This window comes from Candidatus Blochmannia ocreatus (genome assembly GCF_023585745.1).
Lineage (GTDB): Bacteria > Pseudomonadota > Gammaproteobacteria > Enterobacterales > Enterobacteriaceae > Blochmanniella > Blochmanniella ocreatus.
In genome coordinates this window covers 177879-198899 of sequence record NZ_CP097762.1, presented here as the reverse complement: position 1 = coordinate 198899, position 21021 = coordinate 177879, and the positions used below count along the sequence as shown (strand labels likewise).

At 25.4% G+C, this 21021-nt stretch carries 19 protein-coding genes, 2 tRNA genes and 1 pseudogene; 2 read left to right on the top strand and 20 right to left on the bottom strand.

The genetic code is table 11. The features are described from left to right. Positions 1-48: 48 nt before the first annotated feature. Positions 49-960 carry a 23S rRNA pseudouridine(1911/1915/1917) synthase RluD gene (gene rluD / locus M9405_RS00820; RefSeq protein ID WP_250223392.1) on the bottom strand — a complete coding sequence of 304 codons (912 nt, stop codon included), beginning with the start codon at positions 958-960 and terminating at the stop codon, positions 49-51. A gap of 201 nt (positions 961-1161) precedes the next feature. Between rluD and bamD the strand changes: the two genes are divergently transcribed. Together bamD and M9405_RS00810 are read left to right on the top strand one after the other, a co-directional pair. Continuing rightward, positions 1162-1860 carry an outer membrane protein assembly factor BamD gene (gene bamD / locus M9405_RS00815; RefSeq protein ID WP_250223391.1) on the top strand — a complete coding sequence of 233 codons (699 nt, stop codon included), beginning with the start codon at positions 1162-1164 and terminating at the stop codon, positions 1858-1860. A gap of 201 nt (positions 1861-2061) precedes the next feature. Next, positions 2062-2931: a prephenate dehydratase domain-containing protein gene (locus M9405_RS00810; protein ID WP_250223390.1), complete on the top strand. Its 870-nt coding sequence runs from the start codon at positions 2062-2064 to the stop codon at positions 2929-2931. 190 nt (positions 2932-3121) lie between these two features. Here M9405_RS00810 and tyrA read toward each other — a convergent pair whose 3' ends face one another. The 19 genes and pseudogenes from tyrA to cysG form a co-directional block, all read right to left on the bottom strand. Then, entirely contained in the window at positions 3122-4240 is a 1119-nt protein-coding gene (gene tyrA / locus M9405_RS00805) for a bifunctional chorismate mutase/prephenate dehydrogenase (protein WP_250223389.1), read from the bottom strand. 17 nt (positions 4241-4257) lie between these two features. Further along, a complete protein-coding gene (locus M9405_RS00800) occupies positions 4258-5325 on the bottom strand; it encodes a 3-deoxy-7-phosphoheptulonate synthase (RefSeq protein ID WP_250223388.1) in 1068 nt (355 codons plus the stop codon). Positions 5326-5720: 395 nt separating this feature from the next. Then, a complete protein-coding gene (gene rplS, locus M9405_RS00795) occupies positions 5721-6068 on the bottom strand; it encodes a 50S ribosomal protein L19 (RefSeq protein WP_250223387.1) in 348 nt (115 codons plus the stop codon). Between the two features lie 3 nt (positions 6069-6071). Beyond that, positions 6072-6835 (bottom strand): annotated as a pseudogene (gene trmD, locus M9405_RS00790) (tRNA (guanosine(37)-N1)-methyltransferase TrmD). 25 nt (positions 6836-6860) lie between these two features. Next, positions 6861-7403 (bottom strand): ribosome maturation factor RimM, encoded by a 543-nt coding sequence (rimM, locus tag M9405_RS00785; RefSeq protein WP_250223386.1) that lies wholly within the window; start codon positions 7401-7403, stop codon positions 6861-6863. Next, positions 7400-7669 (bottom strand): 30S ribosomal protein S16, encoded by a 270-nt coding sequence (gene rpsP / locus M9405_RS00780; RefSeq protein ID WP_250223385.1) that lies wholly within the window; start codon positions 7667-7669, stop codon positions 7400-7402. Before rpsP ends, rimM begins: the two co-directional genes overlap by 4 nt. A gap of 78 nt (positions 7670-7747) precedes the next feature. Continuing rightward, positions 7748-9112, bottom strand: a complete 1365-nt coding sequence (ffh, locus tag M9405_RS00775) for a signal recognition particle protein (protein WP_250223384.1) — start codon at positions 9110-9112, stop codon at positions 7748-7750. 154 nt (positions 9113-9266) lie between these two features. Next, positions 9267-9340: transfer RNA gene (locus tag M9405_RS00770), tRNA-Arg, on the bottom strand. A 21-nt stretch (positions 9341-9361) separates the two neighbouring features. Then, positions 9362-9451 (bottom strand) — tRNA-Ser (locus tag M9405_RS00765). A 173-nt stretch (positions 9452-9624) separates the two neighbouring features. Beyond that, positions 9625-9810 carry a carbon storage regulator CsrA gene (gene csrA, locus M9405_RS00760; RefSeq protein WP_250223383.1) on the bottom strand — a complete coding sequence of 62 codons (186 nt, stop codon included), beginning with the start codon at positions 9808-9810 and terminating at the stop codon, positions 9625-9627. Between the two features lie 141 nt (positions 9811-9951). Further along, complete coding sequence (gene alaS / locus M9405_RS00755) at positions 9952-12591, bottom strand: alanine--tRNA ligase (protein WP_250223382.1); 2640 nt, start codon at positions 12589-12591, stop codon at positions 9952-9954. A 1284-nt stretch (positions 12592-13875) separates the two neighbouring features. After that, a complete protein-coding gene (locus tag M9405_RS00750; RefSeq protein WP_250223381.1) occupies positions 13876-14019 on the bottom strand; it encodes a hypothetical protein in 144 nt (47 codons plus the stop codon). Between the two features lie 534 nt (positions 14020-14553). Beyond that, on the bottom strand, positions 14554-15045 hold the full coding sequence (ispF, locus tag M9405_RS00745) for a 2-C-methyl-D-erythritol 2,4-cyclodiphosphate synthase (RefSeq protein ID WP_250223380.1): 492 nt from the start codon (positions 15043-15045) through the stop codon (positions 14554-14556). A gap of 1 nt (position 15046) precedes the next feature. Further along, positions 15047-15790 (bottom strand): 2-C-methyl-D-erythritol 4-phosphate cytidylyltransferase, encoded by a 744-nt coding sequence (ispD, locus tag M9405_RS00740; RefSeq protein WP_250223379.1) that lies wholly within the window; start codon positions 15788-15790, stop codon positions 15047-15049. Positions 15791-15834: 44 nt separating this feature from the next. Beyond that, on the bottom strand, positions 15835-16113 hold the full coding sequence (locus tag M9405_RS00735) for a septum formation initiator family protein (protein WP_250223378.1): 279 nt from the start codon (positions 16111-16113) through the stop codon (positions 15835-15837). Positions 16114-16424: 311 nt separating this feature from the next. Then, complete coding sequence (gene cysC, locus M9405_RS00730; RefSeq protein ID WP_250223377.1) at positions 16425-17069, bottom strand: adenylyl-sulfate kinase; 645 nt, start codon at positions 17067-17069, stop codon at positions 16425-16427. 13 nt (positions 17070-17082) lie between these two features. Beyond that, a complete protein-coding gene (gene cysN / locus M9405_RS00725; protein ID WP_250223376.1) occupies positions 17083-18513 on the bottom strand; it encodes a sulfate adenylyltransferase subunit CysN in 1431 nt (476 codons plus the stop codon). A 9-nt stretch (positions 18514-18522) separates the two neighbouring features. Continuing rightward, positions 18523-19434, bottom strand: coding sequence for a sulfate adenylyltransferase subunit CysD (cysD, locus tag M9405_RS00720; RefSeq protein ID WP_250223375.1), 912 nt, complete (start codon positions 19432-19434; stop codon positions 18523-18525). Continuing rightward, complete coding sequence (cysG, locus tag M9405_RS00715; RefSeq protein ID WP_250223374.1) at positions 19434-20879, bottom strand: siroheme synthase CysG; 1446 nt, start codon at positions 20877-20879, stop codon at positions 19434-19436. The genes cysD and cysG overlap by 1 nt, the downstream gene beginning before the upstream one ends. Positions 20880-21021 lie beyond the last annotated feature (142 nt).

Below are 21021 nucleotides of genomic sequence, written 5' to 3'. Positions count from 1 at the left end.
TGTATACCATTGATGTAATAAATAACAATTTTCATCAATAATTATTAATTATTGTCTTAGTATTTTAATTAAATCAATTATATCTTGAGGTAGTGGTATTTTCCATTGCATTTTTATATTAGAAATAGGATGTAATATTTGTAATCTGCAAGCATGCAGTGCTTGACGAGAAAAAAGCATTAGATACTTATTAAGTTCATTAGATATATTTTTAGCAGAATATGTGCATTTTCCATATGTTCGATCCCCAATGATTGGGTGTTTAATATACGACATATGAACACGAATTTGATGTGTTCTTCCGGTTTCAATACGCACATTTAATTTAGTATGCATTTTAAAGGTTTCTATAACCCAATACTTAGTAATAGCTGATTTTCCAACAGGATTTGCCATCATTTTGGTACGATGATGTGTATGTCTACAAATTGGTTGATTTATTTGTCCTGCGTTATTGGGAAATTTTCCAAGTACTATTGCTACATATTCTCGAATAATTTGTTTTTTCTTAAAAAGTTGTAATAAATTGTGATATGACACAGTATTTTTTGCTACGATCATTAGTCCAGTAGTATCTTTATCTAAACGTTGCACAATACCTGCTCGATGTACTTGCACAATATCAGGATATTTATAAAGCAATGCATTTAATATAGTACCTGAATTATTTTTAACACCAGGATGAACGACGATATTTTTTGCTTTATTTATTATGAGTATGTCATGATCTTCGTATACAATATCAAGAGGGATGTTTTGAGGAATTATAGAATTATCAGTTTCAATAACATTTTTTATTTCAACAAATTCTCCCCCTGTAATTTTTTTTTTAGGAATTGTACTAATAATTTTATTGATACTTACTTTGTGCGAAAGTATCCAAGATTTTATTTTAGAACGTGAATAATTAGGTAATATTTTAGCGAGTGCATAGTCTAATCGTTCTCCAGAATGAGACATTTGTATTTTAAAAGGTTTTATAATATATTTTTTATAAAATATCATTGTTATTAAACAAATATTAGTTTCTGTTTTATATAGTAGACATTCATATTGTAATATATATATTATATAACGATATTTTTAATATTTATTGGAATACTAATAATAATTTTAATTATGAATGTTAAATTGTATATACTAACTATTTTAGCTAGCTATATGATTATAGTAGCTAATGTAACAGCTGCTGTTAAGCCTGTGAGTAATTCGCCTTATTTTATTTATAAGTCTGCAAAAAAAAAGATGCTTAATTCTGATTATAAAGGGGCTATACAAGATTTGATAATTTTAAAAAACTTAAATTTATTTAATCCTTGTCCACAACAAATTTATTTAGATTTGATTTATTCATATTTCAAAATAAACAATTTAAAATTAGCTAATAATTATGCTGAAAATTTTTTGCAATTATATCTGAATAATGAACATTATGATTACATATTATATATGTATGGTGTAATAAATATGTACTTAGACAGAAATAGAGGGACTTTGATAAAATATCTAAATATAGATTGGTTTGATCGTGATCCACGATACGCTAAAATAGCATTTTCTGCTTTCGCAGAGCTTATACGTCAATATCCAAATAGTCAATATTCTTTTGATGCACATGCTCGTTTAATTTTTTTAAAAAATAGAATCGCTCAATACGAGCTCGCTGTAGTTAAATTTTATTTTAAAAGACATGCTTATATATCAGTAATATCTCGCGTAGAAAAAATGTTATACAACTTTTCAGATACTAAGGCCACTCGTGAAGCATTACCATATATGTTATATGCATATAAAAGTATACACTTATTAGATTTAGCTGATAAATTAGAAAAAATTATGTTTATTAATTCAATATATTAATATTCCAATAAAATTAGAAATAAGTATATATAAATATATCATGAAAATTAAGTAGCATTTAATTAATAATTTTGGTTATAAAATTTTTTAATTAATTTAATATAATTAAAATTTAATATAAGTGTATATTGTTATATAAAATATTGTTATCAATAATTATTGTATAATAATATATTATTACTTGAAATTTATAATAAATTTATGGTTTCTAAATCTACAGTGCGAGTGGCATTTTTGGGTCCTAAGGGTTCTTACTCTTATATTGCCGCTATGAAATATTCTGACATTTATTTTGAGAAAATTGTGCAATATAGTTGTTGCAGATTTTATGATATTTTTACCTTAGTAGAATCTTGTTGTGTAGAATATGGCATTGTCCCCATTGAAAATTCCAGTACTGGTTTAATTAATGAAGTATGTAATTTATTATTGAATACATCATTATTTTTAGTAGGAGAAATCACTATTCCCATAAAACATTGTATTTTAGTTGATTCTTGTGTTGATATAAACCATGTTCAAACGATATATAGTCACCCACAACCTATTATTCAATGTAGTGAATTTTTAAAAAAGTATTTTTCAATATGGAAAATAATATTTTGTGAAAGTAGTGCAGCGGCTATGAAAACAGTTTCAGAATTGAATCAATTTAATTTAGCTGCATTAGGCAGTATGCAAGGTGGTAAATATTATGGATTACATCCATTGCTCAAAAGCAACATATCTAATTGTCAAAAAAACATGACAAAATTCTTTATTTTAAGAAAGAAAAATTTTATTCATATTAAGAATTCTATTAATATAAAAACAATAATTATTGTTTCTATTAATAAAAAATCTGAAAAATTATATGAGATTTTTAAAATATTAGAATTTTATAGGAAAAAAGTAAATTATTTACGTACTAAAATTGTATGGCGTAATCAACTAAATAAAACTATTGCGATTATTGATATTACGACATGTATATATGATGTTTATATGAAACAAATTTTAATTATATTAAAAAATATTGTTGATTCGTTAAAAATATTAGGCTGTTACTCAATTAGACATGATACAATATAGTAAATCAATTATTATTAATACGATTTAATACTATATATCAGAATAATTAAATTTTTATAAACGTGAGCTTGTTTGCTATTATTAATAACGTATTAAATAATTTATGAATTATTTAATAAAAAATAAACATTTAATTTAAATGTAATTAAATATCAAGCATTTAATACGGAATATTTTTCTAAAAAAAATTCTATTTAATCAGATGAATTTGACGCAATATTTTTCGGCTTTCTTTAAGAAAATCTTTTTTATATATATTTAACCAATTTTGAATTTTTTTAAATTGATTAATAAATTCTTGTTTTTTATTGAATTCTAATAGTTTAAGAATTTCCCCGATTCTTTTATGATATTGTTGAATTAATCCTAAATTATTTTTAGAATTCATAATTATATCCGCATATAATTGAGGATCTTGCGAAAACAGACGGCCCATTATTATTAATTTTAATTGAAATATTGGTGAAGAAAAAGATAAAATTTTTTTTAAATTAATGTTTTCCTTTAACAAAAAATATCCGGAAATAAAGGTAGTAAAATGACATAACCCTTGTATTAAAGACATATACTGATCATGTTCTTGAATGTTACAACAATGTAATCTTGCTCCCCAAAGTTGTATTTGTTGTAATAACCATTGATATGCTTTTGGATAACGCCCTTCACAGTAAATTACTACTTGTTGTACCATACTGCCGTAATCTGGATTAAACATAGGATGTAATCCTAATACTGGACCAGTGTGTGCCGCCAATATAGCATTTAAAGATACTTGTTTTACAGATGATAAATCTACTATAACACAATCATCAGATAAATATGGTAATTTTTTAATGACTTCAAGAACTAAATGAATAGGAACGCTAATTATTATCATATTAACATCCTTTAATATTGATTTAGCATTTATCCAATCATTTTTATCTAATATTCTTACTTTATATCCTGATAAAGTTAACATTTTATAAAAAAAATACCCCATTTGCCCTTTTCCACCAATAATAACAATTGGGCCTAAATTTGGACATAATGTTTTAAATCCTTTTTTATTTTCTTGAAAATAAGATTCATTTATAATACGACGTAGAATATCTTCAACAAAATCTGGGGAAATACCTAATTTTACCGCTTCTTTTTTTCTGCAATTAATAATTATTTCTTCTCTATCTGGAACGTGAATTAATAATCCATAACGACTTTTTATTTCTCCTACTTTAGAAACTAGAGCCAGTCTTTCAGACAATAATCTTAATAAATTTTGATCTATTTTATCAATTTTTTTTCTTAAATAACGTAATTCTGCTATCATATTATTTTATTTTCCGTTTACATGCGATTCGCAAGAAATGGTTTTAGTTGTTTGTGTAATAAATATAGCAAATCTTCGGTAGATTCCCAGCTGATGCATGCATCAGTAATAGATATTCCATATTGCATTGAAGTATTAGATGAATACATTGATTGATTACCAGAATAAATATAACTTTCAAGCATTAAACCAATAATAGAATGATTACCATTTTGAATTTGTTGTAATACTGACTGTACTACGTCAATTTGACGACGATAATCTTTATTAGAATTTCCATGACTACAATCTATCATAAGTATTTTCGGCAATCCTGCTTGAATCATTTTTTTTTCACAACTAATAATATTTTCAGGATAGTAATTGGGATGTTTTCCTCCTCTTAGAATTATATGAGTATTAGTATTGCCTTTAGTATGTAGTACGCATACTTTGCCTGATATATCAATACCAATATAGTGGTGTGGTATCATAGCGGCACGCATTGCATTTATTGCGTTAGAAAAACTGCCATCAGTACTATTTTTAAAACCTACTGATGTAGATAATCCAGAAGCTATTTCTCGATGTATTTGTGATTCTGTGGTACGTGCTCCTATAGAAATCCAACTAAACAATTCACTAAAATATTGCGGAATATTTGGGTTTAATACTTCAGTAGCCAGTGGTAATCCAATTTTTATTAGTTTTATAAGAAGATTTCGTGCAATTTTTAATCCTAATTCAATATCATTAGAATTATTAAGATTTGGATCATATATTAAACCTTTCCAACCTATATTAGTACGTGGTTTTTCTAAATATACACGCATAACAATGTATAGTTGTTCTTGCAGTTTTGTTGCTAAAATTTTTAATTTATTAGCATAATCTAAAGCAGCGTTAACATCGTGAATAGAACATGGTCCACATATAATCAATAAACGGTGATCACGTTTATTGATTATATTTTTAATTATGTTTTGAGAATCAGTAATAGTTTTTTGTTCTTCATATGTAATAGGGAACTGTATTTTTAATTGTTCCGGAGTAATAATAGGGTATGAATTATAATGCTGTATCTTATTACACTTATTTTTTTTCATATGTATATTGCCTTATTAATATGATTAATGTAATCACACAATATTTAAACAACTATTAAAATAATGATATTTAATCATATTATGATACATATATAAAACTAATGTAAATATAGTTTTTATATATTATTGTTAATAAATTATTATAAATTAATTAATTGAATAATATAATTTTTAATTTTTAGCGCTATTATTAGTAATAGATTTTTATTATCTTAATAAAGATGTATGTTGATGTTTCATTTGCATGATAAAGGTATTAATATAATCGCAACATATATTAGCTACGTATTTTATTTAATAAATTTAACAAAACAAATATCCTAATACTATAGTAAAATTTGTGTAAGATTCTAAAAAGAATAAAATTCTATATACTTTATAACAAGGTATTTTATTCATTTTATACGTGTTTTAATGCGGGCTGCTTTTCCACTAAGATTACGTAAATAATATAATTTAGCGCGACGTACCATGCCAAATCGTTTAATTTTTATTTCTGTAATATTGGGAGAATGCGTCGGAAACACACGTTCTACTCCTTCGCCGCTAGAAATTTTTCTTACAGTAAATGCAGAGTTTAAACCATTATTCTTAATAGAGATGATAACGCCTTCAAAAATTTGCAAACGTTTTTTATTACCCTCAGCAATCCAAGTTTTAACTTCTACTGTATCGCCTGTATGTAATTGAGGAAGATTTTTTTTAATTTGTGTGTTTTCAAAATCATTTATTAATCTAAACATATATTATCTCTTATTTTTTTTTAATTCTAGCAGATATTCATTTTTAAATTCAGATAATAACTTTCTTTCTAAATCATTTAATATTATTTTATTAAATAAATCTGGTCTTTTTATCCAAGTATTACCTAATGCTTGTTTTATTTTCCAACGAGCAATAGCAGCATGATTGCCTGATAATAAAACTGATGGCACTGTCATTCCAAAAAAATTTTTTGGTCTTGTATAATTTGGGAAATCTAATATATTTTTAACGAAAGAATCGGATATTTTTGAATTTTTATTTCCTAAAACTTTGGGCAACATTCTAGACACTGTATCTATTAGTACCATAGCAGCTAATTCTCCTCCGCTTAGTATATAATCACCTATAGACCATTCTTCGTCAATATCTTCATAAAACAATCGTTCGTCGATACCTCTGTATCTGCCGCAAATTAAGATTATTTTTTTTTTGTCATGCGCCAGATTACGTACATATTTTTGATTAAGTTTTTTACCCTGCGGAGATAGATAAATAACTGTGGCAGTACTTCCAATTTTTTTTTTGCTGCATTTATTGCGTATTTAATAGGTTGAATAGCCATTAACATCCCTGGCTCTCCTCCATATGGTTTATCATCTATTTTATGATATTTATTCTGTGTAAATGCACGTGGATTCCAAATATTTATAGAGAGTATATTATTTTTAACAGATCGTCCTACTATTCCATAGCGAATAAAACCATAAAACATTTTTGGAAATATAGTAATTATACCTATTTTCATATAAACCTTAAAATTTTATAAAAAATTAAAAATTAGGATCCCAATCTACAATAATAATGTTTTCAGTTAAAATAACATTTTTGATAATTTTTTCAAATATAAAAGGAATTAAACAATCTTTGTCTGTATAAAGATCATTTTTAAGTAATTTTACTACTAGCACGTCGTTAGCCCCGGTTTCTATTATTTCAGAAACATATCCTAATTTAATTCCTTGTATTGTTAATATTGTGCATCCTATTATATCTTTCCAATAATATTCTTGGGAATTTTTATATGGTAATTGCTTATTGTCTATAATAATTTCGCAATTGTTTAATAATTCTGCTGAATTTCTGTCTGAAATTCCTCTAATTTTGGAAATATGTTTTTTTCCAATACACTTCCAGTGATCTAAACTTACAGACATCCATACAGTTTTAGGTTTTATAAAACATGGTTTATAATGAAAAACGTCGCTATATTTTTCAGTAAATGAAATTATTCTAACCCATCCTAATATTCCATATGCACCTATTATTTTTCCTATTATTACTGGTTGTGTCGGTATTTTGAGAGCTTTCTTCATATTTTTAGTATCATTGTATTAATATCTTTATTATAAATTTTTATTAATTTAAATACACGTTTCGATGGGCATGCTCCTATTTTTAACCAATATTCAGTTCTTTTTGTATTAATATTTAATTTAATATTAGAATGTTTTGCAATAGGGTTAAAGTATCCCAAACGTTCAATAAAACGTCCATCTCGTGCATTTTTTTTATTTGCAACTACTATATGATAAAAAGGCGCTTGTTTGCATCCTCCTCGCGCTAATCTAATTCTTAGCATAAATACATCACCTATTATAATGTTATATTAAATTATATAAAATAAGAAAATTTATACCCTACAATAGAAAATATTAATCTATTTAATTGATGATAATTTAGATGATATTTTATTTTTTAGTGTACGTACCATTTGAAACGCACCATTTTTGTTAATTTGTTTCATAACCGTACGTATTTGATTAAATCTATTTAATAATTTATTAATATCTTGAATTTTTACTCCAGATCCTGTGGCTATGCGTTTTTTTCTAGATCCATTAATAATATTAGGTTGTATACGTTCTTTAATAGTCATAGAATTAATTATAGCTTCCATATGTGTGAAAATATTATTTTGAATATGTGATTGTTGTATATTATCTAAACCCATCCCTAATTTAGGTAATTTACTTATTATTTTATTAATTCCTCCCATATTTCTGATTTGTTTTATATAATTTAAAAAATCACATAAATTAAAATCGGCATTGTTTTTTTGTATATATTTTTCATGTTTTAAAAATTGTTCTTTATTATCAAGCTCATCAATGAGAGAGAGGATATCTCCCATGCCTAATATACGACCCGCTATTCTATATGCATTAAAAATTTCTAATGCATCAATGTTTTCTCCAGTCCCTATAAATTTTATAGGTTTTTTTGTAAGATATTTAACAGATAAAGCAACACCACCACGTGTACTTCCATCTAATTTAGTTAAAATAACTCCAGTTAATGGCAAAATTTTACTAAATTTATTGGCGTGATTTACTGATACTTGCCCCATCATAGAATCTATAACGAATAAAGTTTCTATTGGCTTTATAGTATTATGAATGTCTGACAATTCTGATAACAAAACGTTATCAGTATCCAGACAACCTGCGGTATCTATTACTATGGTATCATAAGGTCTGTTTTTTAAAAACATCATCGCTTTTTTAACTATATTTATTGGTTTGTCATGATGATTAAAATCAGAAAAAAAAGTAATATTTTCAGGAATAACAAGATTTTTTAATTGTTGCATACCTGCTGGTCTATATATATCAGTTGATATTACTAATACTTTTTTATTTTTTTTATTTTTTAAAAACTTCGCTAATTTTCCGGTAGTAGTAGTTTTTCCTGAGCCTTGCGTACCAATTAGTAATATTATTGTTGGAGTTTGAGAATTTAAATTTAGATCATTTAATCCTTCTCCTATAGTTTGTGTTAAAGCAGCATGCATTATTTTTATAAATTCTTGACCTGGAGTTAAATGTTTATTAACATTTTTTCCAATAACTCCATCTTTTACTTTATTAATAAAGTTTTCTACCACAGGTAAAGCAACATCTGCTTCCAAAAGAGATACTTTTATAGAATTTAAAGTACTTCTAATATTATTTTCTGTCAAACGACCAGAGTAAATAACATTTCGTACTGTTTGTGAAATTTTATTGGACAATTTTTCAAACATTTTTATTACTCTAAATAAAAATTTTTATAATTATTTTGTGGATGAATTATTTTCATATGACATAATAGTGTCTATTTTGTATTCAAATCGCCCTTTATGATAACAAAAAATTATCTTTTTCTAAAGATAAAATTTTTTATAACATAATAAATAATACACCCGAGAGGATTTGAACCTCCGATCGCTCGGTTCGTAGCCGAGTGCTCTATCCAATTGAGCTACGGGTGCATTATTATAAAATTATATTTACAGTGAGAGAGGGATTCGAACCCTCGATGCAGTATGTATCTGCATACTCCCTTAGCAGGGGAGTGCCTTAAGCCACTCGGCCATCTCACTATATATCATTGAATTATATACTTATAATGTTTAACATCATTTTAGCAGAAATTTTTAAATTTTAAAAAAATTACTATTGAATTACAACATTTTCAAAGCTTGAAAGTTATTTATTTAAATTATTAATTTTAACACTGAATATTACATATCATAATTTTTAAGAAAAATAACTTTCAACATAAAGTTTGAGGAGATTTTTCAGATTTAATACGTTGATAAATTTCTTCTCGATGTATAGATATGTCTTTAGGAGCGTTTACACCAATACGTACTTGGTTACCTTTAATACCTAATACAGTCACTGTTATATTGTCACCAATTATGAGAGTTTCACCAACTCGTCGAGTGAGAATAAGCATCCTTTACTCCTTGAAAAATTCAAATAATAGCTATGCTTTTTAAAAGTTCTATTTTTTTAAATATGTTAAACGGTTTAAATAAATACGTCTATTTTATAGATTTTTGATTATTTTTTTTTAAAAAATTAAAATAATTTTTTATTATAAGATTTGACGTAATATAGCATTTATTTCAATAGAAACTTTGTTTGTAGTAGTATTGTCTTGAATACCACCTTGCGCAAGGTCCGGTTTACCACCACCTTTTCCCCCGAAAATATTTGTTACGCGATGTATTAAATCAACTGCATTAATATGACTTAATGTTATTAAATTTTTAGTTATAGCTATTATTAAGTTAATTTTATTATTTTTATTCATATTTATAAAAATAATAATTCCTGATTCTAATTGATTTTTAAAGTAGTCAACTATAGTTAATAATGTTTTTGGCATCATATGAACAACTTGTTTAATCAAAATTTTTATATTTCCAATATAATAGATGTCCTTAATCCAAGATGGATATTGTTGCAAAATTTGTGTGTTCTGTAAATATTGCATTTCTTTTGTTAATTTTTGATAACAATATTTAAGTGTACGTATATCATTTAATATATTTGCACTATTACTTTTCGTTTCCTGTAATATGTTTTTTAGTAATACTCTATCGTTATGTAACGTAGATAATGCTATGTCATTAGTGACTGCTTCAATTCGCCTAATTCCAGAAGCAATACTAAATTCTTTGTTAATTAAAAAAATACCAATTTCTCCAGTATTTTTTACATGAGTGCCTCCACACAATTCATTAGATATATTGCCTATATTTAGGACACGGACTGTTTTTTGATATTCTGTATCAGGTAGCATAACAGCATTAATATTTTTAGCTGTTTCTATAGGAATAATATTAGTTTTAACATTTAAATTGTTCCATATTTGTTTATTAACAAAATTTTCTACCTCATTAATTTGTATTGTTGTCATTGCTATATTATGAGAAAAATCAAAGCGTAAATGTTTTGCATCAATTAATGAACCTTTTTGTATTATATGTGATCCTAATACTTTAATTAAAGCAACACGTAATAAATGTGTAGCAGAATGATTTATAGCAATATATTTTCTTGTATATTGTTGTACTTGCGCAGAAGCTTCTTCCCCCAAATTAATAGCACCATTAATTACATAACCTATATGACCTATTGCATTTCCATATTTTTTCGTGTTTTTAACTTGAAATATACCAGATTTAGTGTATAATTTACCGCAATCTCCTATTTGTCCACCAGATTCTCCATAAAAAGGAGTTTTTTGTAAAATTACAATTCCATTGTCTTGTGCAGAAATTTTTTTTACTGATATTTCATTATTAAATAATTTAATTATTTGAGATGTATAAGATAAAGTATCATATCCAATAAATATACTAGATATATCGCATGTTAATATTTCTTGATATAAAGAACTATTTTTTATTATTTTTGTTTTAATATGATTTTTTTGTTGTAGCATATATTTATCAAATTCTGTTTGATTTACATCTACATTATACTGCAGACAAACACTTTTAGTTAATTCTAAAGGAAAACCATGAGTATCGTATAAATCAAATGCTTCTTTACCAGATAGAACATTATGTCTTAATGAATTTAATTTTTTCTTTAAGAATTTTAATCCTTTATTTAAAGTAATTTCAAATAATTTTTCTTCGTTTATCAATACTTCTTCTACAAAATTTTTTATGTGATGTAAATTATTATATATATCTTTTGTGTGTTGAATAAGTGGCGATACTAATTTATAAAAGAAAATATCATCTATACCAATTTTTTTTCCGTGTAAAATCGCTCTTCTAATAATACGACGTAACACATATCCTCGCCCTTCATTAGAAGGTAATACGCCATCTTTAATTAAAAAAACACATGTACGAATATGATCAGCCAAAACATATATAGATCTATCGTTCATAGAATCAATTTTAATAATATTAGCTATAGAAAATATTAAATTTTTAAAAATATCAATAGAATAATTACTGTGTACACCCTGTAATACTGCAGAAATTCGTTCCAATCCCATACCAGTATCAACTGATACTATTGGTAATGTTGAAAGACTTCCATTTTTTTCGAGATTAAATTGTATAAATACTAAATTCCAAATTTCCACGTATCTTTTTTTAGATATTTTAGAATTATCAGTGATTTCTCCTGAAAATTGTTCTCCATAATCAAAAAATATTTCTGAGCAGGGCCCGCAGGGACCCAGAGCACCCATTTGCCAAAAATTTTCTGAATTAAGTATGTTGTTTGTAGCATCACCAATTTTAATGATATGATCATCAGGTATATCCACTATTTTTTTCCATATATCATATGATTCATTGTCATATTTATTGACTGTAACCCATAATTTTTTTTTAGGTAAATTAAACCAATTTGCACTTGTTAATAATTCCCAAGCAAATTGGATTGCTTCTTCTTTAAAATAATCTCCAAAACTAAAATTACCCAACATTTCAAAAAATGTCAAATGTTGATCAGTATACCCAACGTTATCCAAATCATTATGCTTACCTCCTGCTCGTACACAACGCTGAGCAGTAGTGACACGTTTAAATTGAGATTTTTCAATTCCTAAAAATACATTTTTAAACTGATTCATACCGGCATTAGTAAATAATAATGTTTGATCATTATTGGGTATTAAATTACTACTTTCTATAATTTTATGTCCTTTTTTTACAAAAAAATTTAGAAATTCCTGTCGAATAGCAGCAGTTTTTTTAGGCATATAAACTTTTATATATAATTTATGTTATAAATATAAAGACAATGCATTATAACAATATTCTGTGATGCAGAAAATACTATATTTAAATATTATTTAGATATAATTTATTTATATTAATTTACATTAAAATATTAAATATATTTAAATTTAAATATAAAATTAAATAATACACTAAAATATTTTATAATTTACTCAATATAATAAATATTATATTGTTATGTAGTAATCAGTATTCTAAACAAGCATTATGTTTAATGTAGTATTTTTTACAATTAAGTACAGTATTATTATGCACTATAGGTATAGACAACTGCAATGTTGATATTTAAATCAACTTGATTTTATGAAAATAATATTGAAAATTAAAATATTTAATATATTTTTTATATTTAAAAGTATATTTTTTTATAAAGATTTAGAGCATTTTGATTAATTAATATTTGGTATGTAACTAAATATGATTTTATTTTTTATGCATAAATAAAATCAGTGCTGAAATCTTGTAAATATTTTTTTGTATACTCTATCTATATTTAATAGAAATTTATATTAAACGAAATGAAATAAAAATTATTAAATTACATTTATTTAAAAACTATTCTCATAATATCTATAATGATCAAAATTTAATAAATAATTATTTTTAACATTCAAAATAATTTTAAAAATAATTATTTTTTATATATAATGGAGGTTCATAGATTTTTTTATATCTAATTTCAAAATATAATTTTGCTTTGTTATTTTACTATGACTGACAACAATAATCTATTCACCTATTTTAATTTTTTGTTTTCTTTCATTTAATATTCAACTGTTGTTTACATAAGTGCTTAGATAATTATCATATTTAATAATAATGAAATTATTGTATAATTATAACATATAACTGTATATCAGCGCTCTATAACATTTGCCATAGTTAATATATAGGTTAATCAGCCTTTATAGAGTTATAAACACTTATATTATTCGTATTCTGTACTAACACAATTGTTTATGATTATTGCGTCAATTGATAGAGTTAACTCCAATGTTCATCTGAAATTAATTTCAATTGTTTGCAGGAAATATGTATATTATAAAATATTTTCATATAAGAATGAATATTCTTGTTATTTTGGAAAATAAAATATTTTTTATAGAAAAATGCTATTTAAACTAATAATGTTTTTCTGCAAGAAAAAATTTTTAAAATTCATTAAGATTAAATTATTCGTACTCGTAAGTGTTAACTTATACAAAATATATTAATGTCTTCAAAATTTTTCATTTTAGCTAAATCTAAATAGTTGCTTCTTGTAATCTACTTGATATAGAGTATCTCTCTATTGGATCTGGTATGTTTTCATGATAAAAATAGTAGTAAATATTGTTATATGCACAAAAATTACTAGATGTAGATATCTTATATTTTATAATGTACATTTTTTATATTTTTGGTTACATAACAATTACGTTTAACATTTATACAAATGTATAAATGCATATCATTATATCTATAAATATTAAAATTTATACGATTTACGAAAGTTATAAAAACTTTTATATGAATTATAGATATAATATTTTTCAGTAAATACTTATAGTTCTTTATAATTAATTTTTTAAGTCTTATTAATAGTTAATAAACTATTTAATGCCAATGTATTAATACATTTATTTAATACTTAAAATTGTACGGTATGATTTTAATTTTAATAAAATTTTTTATTTATAAATTTAAAAAGGTAAACAAATAAATACATAAAATTATGTTCTTTTATTTAAAGACATGCAAAGTATTTAATAAAAATATTAAATCTAATTTATTTCATTATTTAATAAAATCTATAATAAATAGATTCTGTATCAGAATACAATATTTCACTGTAAACTCATATAATATGACCTATTATGACATAATTTAGTACAGTAAAATGTTTTATAAAAGGAATTTTTTCTTATTCATGTAAGAATTTATTAAATAGCAGCGCTAACAGTACTATTTAGTAATACAACTGTTACGCAAGCAATTCCCTTGGCACAGCCAATATGTCCTAGTGTATTAGTAGTAGTTGCTTTTATATTAATACTTTTTGTAGAACAGCGCAAATCTTTAGATAAATTAAAGCAAATTTGTGAAAGATATTTATTAATTTTAGGATACTGCAAAATTACAGTAATATCAATGTTATTTAATGTAAAACCTTGATCAAAAATTTTATTCCAAATTATTCTTAGTAATTTACGACTATCTATATTACTATACTGAATGTCAGTATCTGGAAAAATAGATCCAATATCACCTAAACATGCTGCGCCTAACAGAGAATCTATTAATGCGTGTATCATTACATCTCCGTCCGAATGCGCTATAATTTCTCTGTCATCAGGTATTCTTACCCCTCCAATAATAAAAGGACGACCTATTCCAAATGGATGTGTATCAAAACCGTAACCAATACGTAGCATATTAAGATATCCTATAAATTCCCGTATTATTTAATTTAGATAAATAAAAACTGGCTAATTTTAAATCATCTTGATAAGTAACTTTTATATTATCTGCGCGTCCTCTTATTAAAATAGAGGTATATCCGCAATATTCTATTGCTGATGCTTCATCGGTAACAATTACTTTATTTTTTAAAGCTTTCTCAAGACAATATTTTAAAATGTTAAAATTGAATAATTGAGGTGTTAAAGCATTCCATAAATTATCACGATTAACAGTATATTTAATATATTCGCTGTTACGATAAGCTCTTTTAATTGTATTAAAGACTGGAACAGCTAAAATTCCTCCTATATGAGAAAATTTTGTAATTTCAAACAAGCGTAATAAATCTTCTTTATGTAAACAAGGTCGAGCAGCATCATGGACTATAACCCAAACTGTTTTTTTTACATGTTGTAATCCTGCCATGACTGAATCAGCACGTGTAGGTCCTCCGATAACTATACTAATCCTAGGATCATAAGCAATGGACAACTTTCTAAACCAACAATCATGAGAATGTATAACTACTATACAATGACAAATACATGATTGAGATAACAATGTATCTATAGAATATTCTAATAATGTTTTGTTACCAATTAAATAATATTGTTTAGGTACCGCGCTTTGCATGCGTTTACCAACACCTGCCGCTGGTAATATAGCAGTAATATTAGGAAATTTTTTTTTAACATGTTTCTTAATGCAAGATTTCATATAGAAAAATTCATTTTTTATAAATATTTAATTTTATTTAAATCTTATTTATACTCTGTATAATAAAAAGTCTCATCTGACTTGACCATTCCAAGATCAAATCTAGCTCGTTCTTCAATCGCGTTAAATCCATGATGCAAATCATATATTTCATATAATAATTGATTATTTCTAATCTTCATATGATTAAAATTATTAATGTTTTGATAATTTTTTATTGAATTAAAAATAATTATTAAATCGTATACACCATTTTTTCCAAACCATAATAGATATTGTAACCAAACAAATAATATTATTAACAAACAACTTAATTTATTCAAATGTTATTTACCAATATTAGAAATATATTTAATTAATTTATTTTTTTTAATACTCAAGATAATGATATTATTTTTATTAAAATAGAATTTTTTCCTATACATTTATTATAAATCATAAAAATTTATATGTAATCAAATCATAATATTGCAATATTTAATATATTTATTAACACAATACATAATAATTTTAAGAAAATTATTTTAAATTAAACAAAATACTAATTAAATGATTTTGGATGCAATTATTTATTGTGAATTTGTTATATGAATAGCTAAAAATATATTTAGCACATAATTTATTTAACATTATTTTATTTTAAACAATTATTTTTAAAAAAAAACCGTAAAAAACATGACTGCATCAATTGATTAATTAATGTTTTTACTGATTGGGTGCCATCTAAATGTATATCTGGATTTTTAGGTATTTCATACGGTATATGAACGCCAATAAAATTTTTTATTTCTCCAGATCTAGCTTTTTTATACAAACCTTTCGGGTCCCGTGCTTCACAAATATTTATAGGAGTGTCAACAAATATTTCTACAAAACAATTTTGTGGAAACATATTTCTAATCATAATACGATCAGATTGATAAGGTGAAATGCAAGTGGCTAATACTACTATGCCTGCATCAACCATTAATCGCGCTATCTCACCAATTCTACGTATATTTTCATGTCTATCCTGACTACTGAATCCTAAATCACTACATAAACCACATCTGATATTATCACCATCCAATATATATGTGCTAATTTTTTCTTGATATAATTTTTTTTCCAAAATACCTGCCACAGCAGATTTACCAGATCCCGATAATCCAGTAAACCATAGCAATATTGCATGATGTTTATGCAAACACTCTCGATCTTTCTGAGTTATATGATAGGTATTCCAAAAAATATTTTTATTTTGTAATATATTGGGATTTTTTTTATGAACAGTAATCATATTTTTTTATTTATTAAGATAAATCTTTAATACCCCAATGCGGAAAATGTAAACGTATAAACGAATGCAACTCTAATTCAAATTTGCTATAATTTCTATTATATTTATTATATATAGGATTATATTTTATAGTCTCATCTATCATTCCAGCTCCCACAGTTTCATTAGTTAATAAATCAATAAATATCATGCTACCAGTCATAGGAGAATCAGAATATTTATCTAATATTAATAATTCATCAAATGATAATTTGATCAAGCCAATTTCATTTAGTGATATAGAATTGGTTTTTTGATATTGAAAAGTATCTACGTTTATTTTACATTCTATTTTTAATACTTGTGCTTTTAAGAGTTTTGTAGCTATTTTTACATTAAAGTATTGTCCTTCTTTTAATGCTTCTGTATGCATCCAGATTATATTTATTAACACATCGCGTGCGGGAGAAACTGAATTTATATCAACTAACATATCGCCTCGACTTATATCTAAATCTTCATTTAAAGTCACAGTTATGGCTTCTCCAGCGTAAGCATGAGTTACATCAGAACTTGAAACAATTATTCTTTGTATTTGGGCGGTATTGTTTGATGGAAAAGTGTTAATTAATTGTCCTGTGTGAATACTACCAGATGCAATTGTTCCAGAATATCCTCTAAAACCTGAGTTGTTTCTAATAACATATTGTATTGGAAAACGCAATTTTTGTTGTTTCCAATCCCCAACATTTTTAATATTAATATTGTCTAATACCTCTAACAATGTAGGACCTTTGTACCATTTCATATTAATTGATGTAGTAGCAATATTATCTCCATCTAAAGCAGATATTGGAATAAACTGAATATTTGTTTTAAAATACAGTTTTTTAGCAAATTCTAGAAATTCTTTACTAATATCTTGAAAGATTTTTTTATTATAATTTATTAAATCCATCTTGTTAATTGCAATAACTATATGCTTTATTCCTAAAAGAGCAGAGATGAACCAATGTCTTTTAGTTTGATGTTGTATGCCCTTACGAGCATCAATTAGTAAAACAGCTAATTCACTAGTAGATGCACCAGTAACCATATTTTTTGTATATTCTAAATGTCCTGGAGTATCTGCGATAATAAATTTACGTTTTTTGGTGAAAAAAAATCTATATGCGACATCTATAGTAATACCTTGAGCACGTTCTAATTGTAATCCATCTAATAATGATGCTAAATCTAATTTTTTATTTTTATCATCAATACTTCTAATTTCTTTATATAAAACAGATAATTGATCCTCGTAAATTTGATGGGTATCATGTAGCAATCTTCCAATTAAAGTGCTTTTCCCATCATCTACGTTACCACAAGTAAGAAAACGTAATAATATTTTCTCTTGTTGTGCATACAAATATTGTTTAATGCCTCCATAACTAACAATTTCTTCTTTTATGTTATCTAACATAATAATTCCTTAAAAATAACCTTGGCGTTTTTTATATTCCATCGAACTAGATTGATCAAAATCAATAATTCGTCCATGACGTTCACTTTGGTTAGATATTAACATTTCCTCAATAATTCCAAGTAACGTGTTTGCTTTTGATTTTATAGCTCCAGTTAACGGCCAACATCCTAATGTACGAAATCGTATCATACGATTTTTTATTTTTTCTGTAGATTTTAAATGAATTCGGTCATCATCTACCATAATTAAATTTCCATCTCTATATATTGTAGGACGATACTTCGCAAAGTAAAGTGGCACTATATCTATATTTTCAAAAAAAATATATTGCCATATATCTAATTCTGTCCAATTAGATAACGGAAACACCCGGATATTTTCTCCTGGATGAATTTTACTATTATAGTTAGCCCATAATTCTGGGCGCTGTTTTCTGGGATTCCAATAATGATGTTTATCTCTAAAAGAATAAATGCGTTCTTTAGCTCTAATTGTTTCTTCATCACGTCTAGCGCCACCAAAAGCTGCATCAAATCTATATTTATTTAATGCTTGTTTTAATCCTTCTGTTTTCATAATATCTGTGTATTTAGCGCTTCCATGAATAAATGGATTAATACCCATTTCTATACCTTTTAAATTTTTAAAAATTAATAATTGTAATTTAAAAGATTTAGCAGTTTTATCACGAAATTTATACATTTCTTGAAATTTCCAACCGGTATCTATATGTAAAAGTGGAAAAGGTAATTCACTAGGGTAAAACGCTTTTCTTGCTAGATGCAGCATAACTGAAGAATCTTTACCAATAGAATATAACATAACTGGTTTATGAAATTCTGCAACTACTTCACGAATAATATATATACTTTCTGATTCTAGGCGTTTTATATAATTGGTACATTTTTTATTTAACATTATATATAATCCTTGGTAACTGTATTAATAATAGAATTAATTTTATGGGAATATAATGCTGTTTTTCCAAACCAATTTATTTTATTATGTAAAGATACGACATTACCAATAATAAATAAAGTAGGATAATCAACTAATTTTGCTAATTTTTCTAATTCAATTAAAGTACCAATTAAAATTTTTTGATTATTGTACGTGCCATTACTAATAACAGCTACTGGTGTATTTATATGACGTCCACACTTAATTAAATTATTACTAATATTAACAGTATTAACTTTACCCATATAAATTACTAATGTTTGTTGTGTATCTGATAAAGAATTCCAATTAAATTTTTTATTATTATTAATGTTATAACCTGTAATGAAAGTAACTCCATGCGCATATTCCCGGTGTGTTAATGGAATCCCTGCGTAGGCTGCAACACCAGTTCCTGCTGTAATTCCTGGAACTACTTGAAAAGGAATTCCTGCTTCTGAGATTTTTTGTAATTCTTCTCCTCCTCGACCAAAAATAAATGGATCTCCTCCCTTTAATCTCACAACTTTATGGCCGCTTTTAGCTAATTGTATTATAAATTGATTAAGTTGTTTCTGTGGCATAATATGATTACCAATATGTTTTCCGACGCAAATTTTATCAGTATCACGTCTCGCCAAATCTAGAATATCAGAATTTACTAAACAATCATATAAGATAACATCTGCTTGTTGTATAGCCTGTAATCCTTTTATTGTTAATAATCCTATATCCCCTGGTCCTGCTCCCACTAATGTTACATGTCCTGTTTTAAAGGAATTGTTATGTTTTATATTTAAAAGGGTAGAAAAAAACTTTTTTTTAGCTTCTTTAAAACGATTGCGCGTTATTAATGGAACAATATGATCATCATAAAACACCTTTTCCCAAAATCTACGTCGGTGCACTGTATTTATAATATGTTTTTTTACTGTATTACGCCATAAACTAGCAAATTTTGCTATATAACCAAGAGTTTGGGGTAAAAGCAATTCAAATTTTTCTCGTAAGATACGTGCTAACATAGGCGCTGTACCACAAGAAGAAATCCCTATTAATATAGGATTTCTATCAATAATAGCTGGAAAAATACAAGAACATTTGCTTTGATCATCTACAGTATTTACTAGTATATGATATTTATTAGCGTTATTATAAATTAATGTATTCAATTTCGCATCATTAGTAGCGATGATGACTAAAATAACTTTATTTAACATGAAAGGCGTAAATTTTTTCCCAATCCAATTTATATTTTTTTTAAGTAAAAGTTTTTTTAGTTCTGGGCATATAGTATGCGCTATTACTTTAATCATGGCGCCGACACGTTGTAGCATTTGGATTTTACGTAATGCAACGCTACCTCCGCCAATAACCAAAACTGGTTTATTTTTTAAATCAATAAATAATGGTAAATACTTCATAAGTGATACTTAATTTTAATAAAAAATTAAAATATATAATTGTATATAATATATATGTATTATATATACAAACTGTTTAATTTTTTAATATATAAGTTATAAATTTATATTTATAATAATAGATTACATATGAATACTTAAT